12 protein-coding genes and 1 tRNA gene are annotated in these 14,439 nt (G+C 32.4%); 11 read left to right on the forward strand and 2 right to left on the reverse strand.

What is annotated here, in order from left to right:
* Window positions 1–41 precede the first annotated feature (41 nt).
* The 3 genes from EB819_RS03370 to EB819_RS03380 all read left to right on the forward strand — a co-directional run bounded on the left by EB819_RS03370 (window position 42) and on the right by EB819_RS03380 (window position 2,095).
* Complete coding sequence (locus EB819_RS03370) at window positions 42–404, forward strand: cupin domain-containing protein (RefSeq protein ID WP_069796479.1); 363 nt, start codon at window positions 42–44, stop codon at window positions 402–404.
* A 239-nt stretch (window positions 405–643) separates the two neighbouring features.
* The gene (locus EB819_RS03375; RefSeq protein WP_069796496.1) at window positions 644–1,423 is read left to right on the forward strand and encodes an alpha/beta fold hydrolase; all 780 of its coding nucleotides are present in this window, start codon (window positions 644–646) and stop codon (window positions 1,421–1,423) included.
* 210 nt (window positions 1,424–1,633) lie between these two features.
* Window positions 1,634–2,095, forward strand: coding sequence for an Lrp/AsnC family transcriptional regulator (locus EB819_RS03380; protein WP_069796477.1), 462 nt, complete (start codon window positions 1,634–1,636; stop codon window positions 2,093–2,095).
* Window positions 2,096–2,169: 74 nt separating this feature from the next.
* On the opposite strand, the gene EB819_RS03385 is transcribed toward EB819_RS03380, so the two are convergent.
* A complete protein-coding gene (locus EB819_RS03385; RefSeq protein ID WP_069796475.1) occupies window positions 2,170–2,778 on the reverse strand; it encodes an HAD family hydrolase in 609 nt (202 codons plus the stop codon).
* Between the two features lie 12 nt (window positions 2,779–2,790).
* Window positions 2,791–3,225: a type I restriction enzyme HsdR N-terminal domain-containing protein gene (locus EB819_RS03390; protein ID WP_069796474.1), complete on the reverse strand. Its 435-nt coding sequence runs from the start codon at window positions 3,223–3,225 to the stop codon at window positions 2,791–2,793.
* 4 nt (window positions 3,226–3,229) lie between these two features.
* Here EB819_RS03390 and holA point away from each other — a divergent pair, with 4 nt between their 5' ends.
* The 8 genes from holA to EB819_RS03430 all read left to right on the forward strand — a co-directional run bounded on the left by holA (window position 3,230) and on the right by EB819_RS03430 (window position 14,428).
* Window positions 3,230–4,261, forward strand: coding sequence for a DNA polymerase III subunit delta (gene holA, locus EB819_RS03395; RefSeq protein WP_069796473.1), 1,032 nt, complete (start codon window positions 3,230–3,232; stop codon window positions 4,259–4,261).
* Between the two features lie 2 nt (window positions 4,262–4,263).
* Window positions 4,264–5,226, forward strand: coding sequence for a YitT family protein (locus EB819_RS03400; RefSeq protein WP_083250113.1), 963 nt, complete (start codon window positions 4,264–4,266; stop codon window positions 5,224–5,226).
* A gap of 146 nt (window positions 5,227–5,372) precedes the next feature.
* Entirely contained in the window at window positions 5,373–6,314 is a 942-nt protein-coding gene (gene trxB / locus EB819_RS03405; protein ID WP_069796472.1) for a thioredoxin-disulfide reductase, read from the forward strand.
* Window positions 6,315–6,319: 5 nt separating this feature from the next.
* Window positions 6,320–6,685 carry a fluoride efflux transporter CrcB gene (gene crcB, locus EB819_RS03410; RefSeq protein ID WP_069796471.1) on the forward strand — a complete coding sequence of 122 codons (366 nt, stop codon included), beginning with the start codon at window positions 6,320–6,322 and terminating at the stop codon, window positions 6,683–6,685.
* 117 nt (window positions 6,686–6,802) lie between these two features.
* A tRNA-Ser gene (locus EB819_RS03415) sits at window positions 6,803–6,887 on the forward strand.
* A gap of 405 nt (window positions 6,888–7,292) precedes the next feature.
* Window positions 7,293–8,933 carry a SusR family glycan utilization regulator gene (locus EB819_RS03420; RefSeq protein ID WP_069796470.1) on the forward strand — a complete coding sequence of 547 codons (1,641 nt, stop codon included), beginning with the start codon at window positions 7,293–7,295 and terminating at the stop codon, window positions 8,931–8,933.
* Between the two features lie 202 nt (window positions 8,934–9,135).
* Window positions 9,136–11,625: a T9SS type A sorting domain-containing protein gene (locus EB819_RS03425; protein ID WP_069796469.1), complete on the forward strand. Its 2,490-nt coding sequence runs from the start codon at window positions 9,136–9,138 to the stop codon at window positions 11,623–11,625.
* A 13-nt stretch (window positions 11,626–11,638) separates the two neighbouring features.
* The gene (locus EB819_RS03430; RefSeq protein ID WP_083250112.1) at window positions 11,639–14,428 is read left to right on the forward strand and encodes a SusC/RagA family TonB-linked outer membrane protein; all 2,790 of its coding nucleotides are present in this window, start codon (window positions 11,639–11,641) and stop codon (window positions 14,426–14,428) included.
* Window positions 14,429–14,439 lie beyond the last annotated feature (11 nt).

A 14,439-nucleotide genomic window follows, 5' to 3' on the forward strand; every position in this document is an offset into this window, starting at 1 on the left:
TTATCTTTAATTTTGATAAAGGTTTTTTAATAATAATTTTAATGGAAAAGAAATATAAAATTCAGAAAAATCCTTTTGTAGTGCCTACTACAGATGGTAAATTAATTCAAGAACATTGGGGAAATTCTACAGGGAATGCTCAGATTTCTATTGCACATATGGTTGCGCCACCACATTGGAGCGAACCGCATCAAACGCCAGAATTTGATGAATTTACCATCATTATGAGAGGAAAAAAACAGTTTGAAATAGATGGGGAAACAATAGTTTTAGAAGCTGGACAAAGCATTTTAATCCAAAAAGGGGCAAGAATTCGTTACAGCAACCCTTTCGAAGAAGAATGCGAATATTTAGCCATCTGTTTGCCTGCTTTCTCTATGGATTTGGTAAATAGAGAAGAATAAAATATTCAAAATTACACCCTTTAGGGAAGGGGAAAATGATTTTGAATATTTAGCCATTTGTTTGCCTGCTTTTTCTATGGATTTGGTGAATAGAGAAGGATAAAGTATTCAAAACTACGCTTTATAGAAAAGAGAAATAATTTTGAGAAAGATTTTTTATGGATAAAAGATATAAAAATTCACGAAAAATTAATTCTATTTATTGCATAATATTATATTTTTGTAAAAAAGTTAAAAATTTGATTTCATATACCATTTATCAAAATTCTGAAAGTGCAGAATGGGTGACCTTTGTTCATGGAGCAGGAGGAAGTTCCTCTATTTGGTTCAAACAAATTCGCGAATTTCAGAAGAAATTTAATGTCTTATTGCTCGATTTACGAGGACACGGAAGTTCTAATAAATTAAAGGCTAAGAAATACACCTTTCAATCCATTGCACATGATATTTTAGAAGTTATCGACCATCTTAAAATCAAAAGTTCTCATTTTGTGGGGATTTCTTTAGGTTCTATTGTGATTCGTCAGTTGGCAGAAATGCGTCCAGAACGTGTAAAATCTATGGTAATGGGAGGAGCCATCCTGAAAATGAATTTCCGTTCGCAGATTCTAATGAAAATCGGCAATATTTTTAAATACATTTTACCATATTTGGTTTTGTATCGTCTTTTTGCCTTCATTATTATGCCTAAGAAAAACCATAAGTCTTCTCGAAATCTCTTTATCAATGAGGCAAAGAAATTATACCAAAAAGAGTTCATTAAGTGGTTTAAATTGACCACAGAAATTAACCCAGTTCTGCGTTGGTTCAGACAAAAGGAACTGAATATTCCTACTTTTTATGTGATGGGAGAAGAGGATTATATGTTTTTGCCATCGGTGAAAGAAGTGGTAAAAAACCACGAAAAATCATCGAGTTTATTGGTGATAGAAAACTGCGGTCATGTAGTCAATGTAGATGCTCCACACGTTTTTAACAGCAAAGTGATACGATTTTTAGAATCCCTCAAAAGATCTTAAATTCATCCAACATCCATCACTTGTTTTAACTTTGTTAAAACATAGCGCCTTAAAAACATGAGAATAATAAAAGAATAAAATAGCGCCTTTGCGTTAAAAAATATCAATCTACAAAATTACTTTTGTAGATTTTTTTTATGGTCAAACTTCCAAAATACAGGATATTTTAAAAATAATTCTTATTTTTGACTTCATTTTTAGATAAAATTTATGAAGTCACTCGATAAATTAGATTACAAAATCCTCAATATTCTGCAAGAAGATAACACGATTGCCATCAAAGATTTGGCAGAAAGAATCGGTTTATCTTTTACACCCACTTACGAAAGAGTAAAGTCTCTCAAAAACAATGGAATTATCAAAAAATATGTAGCCATCGTAGATAGAGAAAAAGTAGGGTATGAACTGGTGGCGTATTGCAACGTAACCATCAAAAATAAATCAGTCGAAATTTTGAGAGATTTCGAGGAAAAACTCAATAAATGTCCTGAAATAGTAGAAGTAGTGAGTGTTTCTGGAGTGTATGATTACATGATTAAAATTGTAACCAAAAACATCAAAGAATACAATGATTTTGTAGAAAAAACATTTACCAATTATCCGCACATCGGAGATTATCACAGCAGTATTGTACTGTGTACGGTAAAAGAAGAAACCAAAATTTTCTTGTAAAATTTTTGAAATAAAAGATAGAAAGTCACATCATCACGATGTGACTTTTTTGATGGAATATGTTTTTGATGAATTTAAAATTCTAATCCTAAATTTTTAAGTTCGGTTTCTAAATTCATTTTTTCATTCACATGAACTGTAATGAAATCTAAACTTTTTGCCGTTTCGATGTTGTGGAAATTATCGTCAATAAAAACAGATTCTTCGGCTTTTATTTGATAACGGTCGAGGAGAACTTCCCAAATTTTAGGATTCGGTTTGATGAGTTTTTCTTCGCCAGAAACTACAATTTTTCCTTCAAAAACATTGAAGAATTCATAATTAGCCAAAGCGTAAGGGAAAAACTCTGCCGACCAATTCGTGAGCCCGAAAAGTTCATATTTTCCTTTTAATTTTTGTAAAACACTCACGTTTTCTGGAATGTCTGAACGCAACATGATGTGCCAGTTTTCATAATATGCCAATATCTCTTTTTCCCATTCTGGATGCTTAGAAATAAGCAAAGCATTGGCTTCGGCTACGCTTCTGCCTCGGTCTTGTTCCGCATTCCATTCATTGGTGGCAATATTTCCCAAGAAATATTCCATTTTTTCGTCGTCATTGAAATAATCTCTGAAAAAATAACGCGGGTCCCAATCCATAACCACACCGCCAAAATCAAAGATGATATTTTTGATATTCATGTTTTTCTTATTTTAAAATTCTACATTTTCGAAATGATAGTTTCCATTTTCAAATCTCGCAGCAATATGCTGTAAACCATTGCTCAAAATAATTTTTTCAGCACCAATCACCGAATTGTATCGGGCAATTTGCTCAAAAGTTTGTTCGGTAAGGGTAATGTGCGGTGCTTTGAGTTCTACCAAAATTTTAGGAGCTGTTTTTTCGGTAATCAAGAGGTCTATTCTCTTGATGGTTCCGTTTAATTCTAGTTTTTTTTCGAGAATTAATGCAGATTTTGCATACTTTTTTACCTGGGTGAAATAGTTTACGAAATGCTGTCTTACCCACTCTTCAGGAGTGAGAACCAACCAAGATTTCCTTACCATATCATAAATAAAAAACGTATCTTTGTCTCGCTTGATATCAAAAACAAAATCTTCTTTAAAATTTAATTTCGGCAGCTGCATTCAGATGAAAGAATTAGAACAGATTTTCAAACATATTAAAAATAGGGAATTTTTACCCATCTACTTTTTCCATGGCGAAGAAGCTTTTTTTATAGACGCAGCTGTAAAAGCATTAGAAAATGATGTGCTTACAGAAGACGAAAAAGCTTTTAACCAAACCGTAGTCTATGGCAAAGATACCAATTATAATGATATTTTGGCACTTTCTAGACAGTATCCTATGATGGGAGACAAGCAACTCATCATCGTAAAAGAAGCACAAGACTTAAAATTAAATGAAGACGAATCTAGAATTTTAGAAAACTACGCCACAAATCCTGTGGAATCTACCATTCTGGTCTTTGCACACAAGCATAAAAAAGTAGACAGCCGAAAAAAAGTGTTCAAAGTTCTAGACAAAGCAAATATGCTCTTTCACAGCGAACCTGTAAAAGATTATAACTTGGCGAAATGGATAGAAGACGAATCTAAAAGCCTTCAAATAAAACTAGCGCCAGGAATTGCTCAACTATTGGCAGATTACTTGGGAAATGACCTTTCTAGAATTTCCAATGAGCTCAATAAAATGAAATTGGTGCTAAAAGAAGGAGAAGTTTTAGACGGTAAACTCGTAGAAACGCACATTGGGATTTCTAAGGAATTTAATGTTTTTGAATTGCAAAAAGCACTCGGAAAAAAAGACAGCAATCAAGCCTTCAAAATTGCGTATTACATGGGAAAAAATCCCAAAACCAATCCTATTGTCATGACCATAGGAAATCTCTATAATTTTTTCAGCAATGTAGTGATGTATCATACCGTAGCGAATCAAGGCCAAAGTCTCATCGCATCAGCATTGGGTGTGAATCCATTTTTTGTGAAAGATTATGCAGAAGCGGCGAGAAATTATCCGTTGAAATTTTCGACCAGAGTTATCTCCGTTTTGAGGGAAATTGATTTAAAATCAAAAGGTCTAGGTGCGGTAAATATGGAGGAAAGTGAACTCTTAAAAGAAATGGTCTACAAAATTGTAAACATTGATAAAATCAAAAGCTAAAAATGATTAAAAATATCTGGAAACAAATCATTTTACTCATTCTTCGTTTACAAGGCGAAGCAGATACCAGTCGGTACAAAGTCATTAAAACCAAAAATAATATTTTGGTTTCTCTAAGAAACGAATTCAAAAATTTTTTACTCATCACCATCGGTGTATTTTCTGCAGGTTTTGGTTTCAAAGGATTTCTTTTGACCAATAAATTTATAGATGGTGGCGCAACTGGGATTTCGTTGTTGGTTTCTGCATTGACAGAAATTCCGATTTATTACTTAATTCCGCTCATCAACTTGCCTTTCATTATTATGGGGCACAAAACGGTGGGAATCAATTTTGCAGTAAAAACGGCGCTTGCAATTGGTGGATTGGCTTTGGTTTTAGCCAACGTAGACTTCCCAAATGTGACCAATGATAATATTTTAGTGGCGGTTTTTGGTGGTTTCTTTTTAGGAGCAGGAATCGGTTTGTCTATTAGAGGAGGTGCTGTAATTGACGGAACTGAAGTTTTAGCATTATATTTAAGTAAAAAATTAGGGACGACTATTGGAGACGTCATTATCATCATCAATGTAATGATTTTCTCTGCTGCAGCGTACTTTTTAGGCGTTGAGATCGCTTTGTATTCCATGATTACGTATTTGTCTGCTTCTAAAACACTCGATTTTATTGTAGAAGGAATTGAAGAATACATTGGGGTAACCATCGTTTCTTCAAAATGTGATGAGATTAAAGAAATGATTTACAATAAATTAGGAAGAGGAGTTACCGTTTATAATGGTAAAAAAGGTTTTGGAAAACGAGGAATGAAAGAAGACAATGATATTATTTTTACCGTGATTACTCGTTTAGAAGTGAGCAAACTGACCACGGAATTAGAGAAAATTGCGCCTACCGCATTCGTGGTGATGCACACGGTAAAAGATACCAAAGGTGGAATGATTAAGAAAAGACCATTGAAACATTAATTTCAACCTTTCATCATATAAAAATTTTCAAAATTGGAAAGTCAAATCAAAAATTGCTTTCATTGAAAAAATTCATCAGCGAATCATCATCAAAACAATAAAATTCACGAAATTTGCAACTCAAAAAATAACAACCCTTATATTCTATGGAAAATAATATATTAGATTGCGTGATTGTAGGTTCTGGACCATCTGGTTATACTGCTGCTATTTATGCAGCCAGAGCAGATTTAAAACCTGAATTATACACTGGTTTAGAGCCAGGAGGTCAGTTGACGACTACCACCGAAGTAGAAAACTTCCCAGGTTATCCAAACGGAATTACAGGTCCTGAAATGATGATGGATTTGCAAAAACAAGCCGAAAGATTCGAAACCAAAGTACACTATGAAATGATTACGAAAGTAGAATTTTCTAAAGAAGTAGGGGGTGTTCATAAACTTTGGGCAGGCGAAAAAGAAATTTTAGCAAAAACAGTGATTATTTCTACAGGAGCTACTGCAAAATATTTAGGTCTAGAAGATGAGAAAAAATATTCTGGAGGTGGAGTTTCTGCTTGTGCTACTTGCGACGGATTTTTCTATAGAGGCAAAGATGTAATCGTAGTAGGAGCAGGAGATACTGCAGCAGAAGAGGCTACTTATCTTTCTAAATTGTGTAACAAAGTAACCATGTTGGTAAGAAAAGACCATTTCAGAGCTTCTAAAGCAATGATTCATAAGGTAAACAATACACCTAATATCGAAGTGAAATTCAATCATGAATTAATTGCTATCGAAGGCGAAAACAGTTTAGTAGAAAGAGCAGTGGTCATCAATAACCAAACGCAAGAAACGTCTAAGATTGATGTTCACGGTATTTTCATCGCGATTGGTCACAAACCGAATACTGATGTTTTTGCGGGTCAAATTACCTTAGACGAAAACGGTTACATCATCACCGAAGGAAAATCTTCTAAAACCAATTTACCAGGCGTTTTTGCAGCAGGAGATGTACAAGACCACATCTACAGACAAGCGATTACAGCAGCAGGTTCTGGTTGTATGGCAGCCATAGATGCTGAACGTTATTTATCAGAATTAGAATAATTCTTTTGAAAACCTTAGTTTACATATTTTTAGGAGGCGGATTAGGGAGTGTAATGCGGTATTTGGTATCGTTTTACACTTCCAAATTCCTTTCTATTGGGAGTTTTCCTCTCGGAACATTCTTGGTAAACCTCATCGGATGCTTTTTAATAGGTCTTTTTTCGTCTTATTTTATTAAAGTAGACAATTCCCTTAAATTTCTATTGATTACGGGTTTTTGTGGTGGTTTTACCACGTTTTCTACTTTCGCAGCAGAAAACTATTCTTTATTACAAAATCAAAATTATATCGTGCTTATTTCTTATGTTTTATTGAGCATAATCTTAGGAATTATAGCAGTAATATTAGGTTTTCAGGCAGCAAGTAATTAATTTTTGATGTTGAAAATTAATGCGTTATAAAAAATGTAGAAAAATCTAAAAAAATAATTTTGTCATAATTTAAAAAGGTCCTATATTTGCACCACTGAAAACGAGATAATCGTTTCTGGAGAAATGGCAGAGTGGTCGATTGCGGCAGTCTTGAAAACTGTTGACTGTAACAGGTCCGGGGGTTCGAATCCCTCTTTCTCCGCTAAGTAAAATATAAATTTTACCAAAACCCTTTAAAATGTAAGTTTTAAAGGGTTTTTTGTTTTTAGTAATATCATAAATAACTAAAATAATTCAATCTGTAAGGGTGTAATTTAAGTTAAAAAAAATCAGAAAATTGTCTATCACTATCTGATAGTTTTCTGATAAATAAAAACATATCATAATATCTTCTTCCGATATTAAAGCAGATTGACAATTAAACTGGTACATTAAAGTGTAATAGTTTAAGATTTGAAAAAATCAATATCACTTGGATAGCCATCATTATTAGGCTTTTTCTATCTTTTTTGCTCAGATTAATTAAAATTTAAACGGTTCTAATAAATTCTAATTTAAAACTTTCATTTAAATCTAATCTTTTTTAAATTCGCTGAAAATTATTTCAATGATTTATCTTAAAATAAAAAAATATTGTTTTATTTTTTTTATTCTTGGAACTTTGTTTTCTTGTAAAAAAACTGATTCTCATCCTGATATTAATGAGAAACTTTTGCGAATATTAGATGATAAAATAAAGCACAAAAAATATTATGAAATTAAGAAAAAGAATCATATTCAAAAGTTAAAAAAAGAGGCTCTGCTATACAAAAATAATGATAGCATATCTTATCATCTTAATAATCTTATTGTAGAAGAATATCTAGGTTACCAATGTGATTCTGCATATATATATTCTGATAAGAATAAAGAAATAGCCATCAGGAATAATAACGAAATTTGGTTATATAAAAATTTATTACAAAGATCAGTATTACTATCTACCACTGGGTTATTTGTGGAATCGAAAGAAATTTTGGATCATATAAATCCTGAAGCTCTACCTTCACCATTAAGATTTTCTTATAATTCTGCTTATGAGTGCCTTTATTCTAATCTTTCTGATTACAGTGGAGGAGATAGTCCTTATAATAAAATTTACAAAAATAAATTGGCAGCTTATTATAATTCTGCATATAGAGCTTTAAAACCAAGTGACCCATTTTATTATCTTTTTTTAAGCCATAAAAATAGGATTGATAATAATTGGAAGCTTTCAGGTCAAAATATTGACGAATTTTTGAAAACTACAAAACCAGGGACTAGATTACATGCGATAGGGAGCTTTTGTAAGGCTGTAATAGATGGTAAACTTGGTAATATAGAATCTCAGGAAAGATGCTTGATATATTCTGCAATCTCTGATATAGAATCTTCTACTAAAGAAAATCGCTCTATGCAAGATTTAGCAAGTATTTTATACCAAAAAGGTGAGACTGTTAGGGCTTATAAATATATACAATCTTCTCTAGAAGATGCTAATTTTTATAATGCAAGGTTCAGAAATATACAAATAAGTAAAGTGCAGCCTATTATTGAAGAGACTTATCTTCAAACTATAAATACCCAAAATAAACAATTGAGATGGTCTATCTTTTTAATTAGTATTCTATTTGCAGGACTTGGTATTACAATGTATTTTATTTACAAACAACTTAAAATGATTGCTAAATCAAGAAATGAGCTTTCTAATACCAATTCTGTTTTAAAATCATTAAATAATAAATTAGATGAAGCCAATCATATAAAAGAGGAGTATATTGCATTTTTTATTAGACAAAACTCAAATTATTTAGAAAAATTTGAAAGATATAAAAAGCTAATTTCCATTAGATTATCCACAGGTCAGTTAGATAAATTATCAGCAATGGTTAATGATAAAAAAAATGAGGAAATGGATTTGAATGAATTATATCATAATTTTGACCAAGCATTTTTAAGAATATATCCAAATTTTGTAAATGAAGTAAACAAGCTTTTAAGAAAAGAAGATGTGTATAACTTAAAAGAGGGAACTCTTAATACAGAGCTTAGAATTTTTGCACTCATTAGACTTGGTATTAATGATACGAATCAAATCTCAGAGTTTTTAAGATATTCTTTACGAACAATTTACAATTATAGGAGTAAGGTAAAGGCTAAATCGGTGATTGAAAATGATGAATTTGAAGCTAAAATTATGCAAATAGGGTCTATTATTACATCATAGTGTTTACTTTTTTATATAAAGGTTTATTTTTTAAGTAATTGATTTTCAGTATTTTTATTTATTTTTTTTTATAAATTATTTACCTAAGGCTTACAATTCTAAATTGTGAGCTTTTTTCTTGCTTTAAGGGGAATAAATTAGCAACATAAAATTAACAGATGTTAATACTATTTTAACAATCTAAAACTAATTCTTTCACATTATGAGAAATCATTATATTTTTAAAATCATTAGTTGTATTATTCTTTTTTTATTTTCAGCTAATCATTCTTACAAATCTCAAAATCCTTACAAAGCACCTCTCTATTGGAATCCTTATGAATATCATATTACGAGAGAAATGGCAGGTGTTCAGGATAATTATCTTAGTGAACAAGCTTTATCTGATAACATTAATTGGCTAGAGCAAAACCTAAAATCTTATGGATATAATATGGTTTGTATGGACGGATGGGGTGATACAAGTCAAATTAATGAAAATGGCTACAGGAAAAGTCATTCATCTCATTGGCAGCATGATTATGCATGGTGGTCACAATATCTACAGAGTAAAGGTATGACGCTTGGAATGTATGAAAACCCTCTTTGGTTACATGTGGATGCTAATGATACTAACAAGAAAATTGTAGGAACTAATATTAACGTTTCATCTCTTCTTGATGCCAATGAAAATTCATTATGGTTCAAATGGGTGCAGGTGGATAGACAAGGAGCTGAAGAATATGTAAAAGGATATGTAAAATATTATGCTGATATGGGCATTAAATATTTGCGTGTAGATTTTCTTTCTTGGTTTGAGTCTGGATATGACAGAAATCTAGGAACAGTAGGCCCACAAAGAACAAAAGCTCAATATGAAAAAGCTTTAAGATGGATGCGTGAAGCCTGTGATGCAAACGGGGTATATTTGAGTTTAGTAATGCCGAATCTTTTTAATACAGCAGAATTAGAAAAACAATATGGTCATCTTTTTAGAATTAATGAGGATGCAGGCGAAGGTACTTGGTATAAATTTAGTGATAAAGACAGAGGTCATCGTTATACTACTTGGTCACAATATGCCAATGCATTTGATGGATTTATCTATTGGTCTCAGGTAACGGGAAGTAATAAAGTACAATTAGATGGAGACTTTCTTAGAATCAATACTTTTGCGAACGATACAGAAAAACGAAGTGTAATCTCATTGAATATTCTAGCTGGGGGTCCTGTTACAATTGCCGATCAATATGATACCATCGGGAATGACCTTTGGTTATACCAAAATACAGAATTATTAGAACTGAATACTGCAAAATTTGTAGGAAAACCATTAAGCAATGATCCAACCAATTCTAATAGCCAAATATGGAGAGGGCAATTGAGTAATGGAGATTGGATTATTGGTTTTTTTAATAGAGAAAATACGCCACAAGTACGTTCTATGGATTTTCTCAATCAGCTAGGTGTTTCTGGACAAGTGATGGTAAGAGATCTTTGGCAGCACTCTAATTTGGGTAAGATGAGTAATATTTCTCTAACAGTACCTCCGCACGGATGTGTTGTCTTAAAGTTAACAAAAAATTCTTCAGAATCATGTAATAGCCAAACAATTACTTTCCCAACAATTCAGAATAAAGATGCAAACGATTCTCCTTTTTCTCCATCAGCGACATCTTCCGCCGGTCTGCCTATAATCTACGAAGTTACTTCAGGACCTGCGAAAATTGTAAATAATCAAATCGAACTAACTGGAATTAATGGTATTGTTTATGTGCAAGCAAAACAATCAGGAGGTAATGGATATTGTGCTGCATTTCCACAATTACAGAGTTTCAATGTATCTGGTGGCCATTATTCCCAAATGTATGTAGGTGGTTCTTTTAATAATTGGAATCTTAAGCAAATGACTTCTGAAAATGGTATCTGGAAATTAAAGAACCAAGTGTTTTTGGCGGGAGATTATGAATTAAAATTTGCGAACACAAACAACTTCACTGGTCAGGATTGGGGTAATTCTAATGGATTAAATGGAACGGCTCAACAAACAACAGGAGGAGGGGCTAATATCGTTTTTACCATAACAAATCCAGGAACTTATACCATAGATTTTAATGATATTACCCTACAATATAATATTACATTTACGCCGAATCATCAGCTTAATATGTATGTAGGTGGTAGTTTTAATAATTGGGGACTTCAGCAGATGACTCTTCAAAATGATGAATGGACTAAAAATAATATACCTTTTTTAGTTGGGAATTACGAGCTAAAATTTGCTAATACATCTGATTGGTCAGGAAATGATTGGGGAGATGAAAATGGCCTTTCTGGTTTTGCCAAGTTAACTACTGGTGGTGGTGCAAATATCAAATTTAATATTGAAACTGCGGGTAACTATAATATTAAATTCAATGATATGACTTTGTATTATAAAATTTATGATGCTAGTACTCTTTCTGTTAATGACATATTAAAGAAAGGGGTGCAGATATATCCTAATCCAGCAGAAAACAGCTTTTTTATTTTGTCTGAAAAAGATGCAGTAAAAAGATATGAAATTTATGATATGAGTGGGAGGATGATAAAATCTGAAAATACTATTTGCACAAAATGCGATATCAATATTTCAGGTATTGCAAGAGGAAATTATATACTGAATGTTTATTTCGGTAATCAAATCGTGGGGCAAAAATTAATTATAAAATAAAAATCTCTCATAAATGAAACTAAACTATTTGAGTAGTACAATTGCAATTGCTGCTTTATATCTTTCTGGAAGCCTATATGCACAGAAATCTGATACATTGAAAGAAAAGACAATAGAAGAGGTAGTAGTAATTGGCTATGGAAAAGCAAAAGCAAAAGATTTAACAGGATCAGTTTCTTTAATTAATCTTAACAAAACAGGGAATCAACCAGTTGCCGATATTGGGCAAGCAATTCAAGGACGTGCATCAGGGGTAACTGTTATTAACTCAGGAGAACCTGGTAGTAACGTTACTTTCCGAATTCGTGGAACTGGAACTATACAGAATAACAATCCATTGATTGTGGTAGATGGGATGCCTTTAAATGGAGGCCTTAATCAGATTAATATGAGTGATGTAGAATCTATTAACATTCTTAAAGACGCTTCTTCTACCGCAATTTATGGTTCTAGAGGTGCTAATGGTGTTGTAATGATTACTACCAAAAGAGGTGCGAAAGGTGGTATTCTTAATTTTGATACTTTTACTGGAGTTCAGAGTGTGAGTAATATGATTAAGGTTTTGGATGCTTCGCAGTATGCACAACTTAATAATGAAATGCTTGCAAATGGCGGTTTGACGCCAAATCCTGAGTTTGCAAATCCATCTTCTCTAGGTGCTGGTACCAATTGGTTAGGAGCACTTTTTAATCCATCTATTCTTTCTAGTTATTCACTTTCTTATGGTGATAGGTCAGAGAAAAGTAATCTATATGTTTCTACTAGTTATTTTAATCAGAAGGGTGTTGTTCTTAATACCAATTATGACCGTTATATTGTTCAGATAAACGGGGATACAAAGCTAAAATCTTTCCTTAAGGTAGGAAATAGTGTAAAATTACAACACGATATTAAGAAAAATGGCTCTTATGACATCAAAGGAACTATTCTTTCTCTTCCTACAAGACCAATTTATGATGCTAATGGTAATTGGGCAGGACCAGGAAGTAATCCATTATTGTACGGAGATATAGATAATCCTATTGGTAAGGCTACAATTGTTGAAAACTCTACCAAAGGTTATAATATCCAAGGAAATATTTATGCAGAAGCAGAAATTATTAAGGATTTAAAATTCAAATCCTTAGGCGGTATTGAAACCAATATTTGGTATAATAGGACTTGGTCTCCTAAATACAGTTGGGGAGTAAAATCCCAAGAAAATTCTTATTTATTTGAAGGTTCTAATAGAAGTATAACTTTGCTTTGGGACAATACTCTTACTTATGACAAGACAATTGGTAAGCATCACATCAATGCGGTAGTTGGAAGCAGTGCGCAAAATAATAAATACAATTATTTGAGTGCATCGGTTCAAAAATTTGCTAGCGATAATACACAGCAAATTGATAATGGTATTTTACAACCTGTACAACACGGGAATGCTTCAGAATGGGCAATTATGTCATACTTGGGACGTGTGAACTATAATTTTGCAAATAAATACTATGTAACGGCTACTATACGTAGAGATGGATCTTCTAGATTCGGGATGGATAATAGATGGGGTTGGTTTCCTTCTGCTGCTTTGGCTTGGAGAATTTCTAATGAAAATTTCTTAAAAAATTCTAATGTAATTAATAATCTAAAACTAAGGCTAGGTTATGGTATTACAGGAAATCAAGAGATCGGTAACTATTCTTTTTCTTCTTCTTATAATACCTATCTGTACAATTTTAATAATTCTTATGTAAGTGCTGTTTTACCCACTGTTTTACCAAACCCAAATGTTAAGTGGGAAGGGCAGGAGCAATATAATGCTGGTTTTGATTTGGATCTTTTCAATAATAGAATCAGTTTAATTGTAGATGGCTATGTTAAAAATACTAATGATATGCTGGTTCCAATGTCTGTTCCCGTAACTTCCGGATATTCTGATGTTTACGTACCTTCGATCAATGCCGGTAAAATTCAAAATAAAGGTTTTGAAGTTACTTTATCTACTAAAAATATCATCAAAAATGATTTTAAGTGGTCTTCAGATGCTGTTTTTTCATATAATAAGAATAATGTAGTAAATATTAATAGTGATACTCCTATCATTACGGCAAGTGGAGGTTTTAATAGTGCCATAGGTCTCATTAAGGAGGGGTATCCTGTAAATGTTTTCTACGGATATATTACTGATGGTATATTTCAGAATCAAGATGAGGTAGATCGTCATGCCGTTCAGATGCCTGGATCAAATTCAGCTACCAGTACTGCACCAGGAGATATTAGATTTAAAGATCTTAATAATGACGGTGTTATCAATGATAAAGATCGTACAGTAATTGGAAATCCTAACCCAAAATTTACCTTCTCTTTAAACAATACCTTCAATTATAAGAATTTTGATTTAACTATATTCTTACAAGGAAGCTATGGTAATGATATTTTCAATGCCAACAGAATGTACACAGAGGCAATGTCTATTATTCAAAACCAAAGTACAGCAGTTCTAGGCAGATGGACAGGCGAGGGAACAAGTAACAATATTCCGAGAGCAATTTATGGTGATCCTAACCAGAACTCAAGAGTGAGTGACAGATATATAGAAGATGGTTCATACCTTAAAATTAAAAATATTAATCTAAGTTATACACTTCCAAAAGCCGTATTCGGACAAAATTTTAATTCTGTTAAAATATTTGTTTCGGCACAAAACCTTGTCACTTGGACGAAATATTCGGGTTTTGACCCCGAAGTTCCAGTAAATGGGATAGATAATGGGACTTATCCTATTACAAGAACAGTTTCTTTAGGTTTAAATATAGGATTTTAAATAATAATTAC

Origin of the sequence: Cloacibacterium normanense, assembly GCF_003860565.1 — a bacterium.
Lineage (GTDB): Bacteria > Bacteroidota > Bacteroidia > Flavobacteriales > Weeksellaceae > Cloacibacterium > Cloacibacterium normanense.

Bases quoted from the DNA above. Each gene is read 5' to 3' on its own strand.
- holA (WP_069796473.1), top strand. From the start codon at position 3,230: ATGAAAGAATTAGAACAGATTTTCAAACATATTAAAAATAGGGAATTT.
- EB819_RS03425 (WP_069796469.1), top strand. From the start codon at position 9,136: ATGAGAAATCATTATATTTTTAAAATCATTAGTTGTATTATTCTTTTT.
- EB819_RS03370 (WP_069796479.1), top strand. From the start codon at position 42: ATGGAAAAGAAATATAAAATTCAGAAAAATCCTTTTGTAGTGCCTACT.
- EB819_RS03385 (WP_069796475.1), bottom strand. From the start codon at position 2,778: ATGAATATCAAAAATATCATCTTTGATTTTGGCGGTGTGGTTATGGAT.
- EB819_RS03380 (WP_069796477.1), top strand. From the start codon at position 1,634: ATGAAGTCACTCGATAAATTAGATTACAAAATCCTCAATATTCTGCAA.
- EB819_RS03400 (WP_083250113.1), top strand. From the start codon at position 4,264: ATGATTAAAAATATCTGGAAACAAATCATTTTACTCATTCTTCGTTTA.
- EB819_RS03430 (WP_083250112.1), top strand. From the start codon at position 11,639: ATGAAACTAAACTATTTGAGTAGTACAATTGCAATTGCTGCTTTATAT.
- EB819_RS03390 (WP_069796474.1), bottom strand. From the start codon at position 3,225: ATGCAGCTGCCGAAATTAAATTTTAAAGAAGATTTTGTTTTTGATATC.
- trxB (WP_069796472.1), top strand. From the start codon at position 5,373: ATGGAAAATAATATATTAGATTGCGTGATTGTAGGTTCTGGACCATCT.
- EB819_RS03420 (WP_069796470.1), top strand. From the start codon at position 7,293: ATGATTTATCTTAAAATAAAAAAATATTGTTTTATTTTTTTTATTCTT.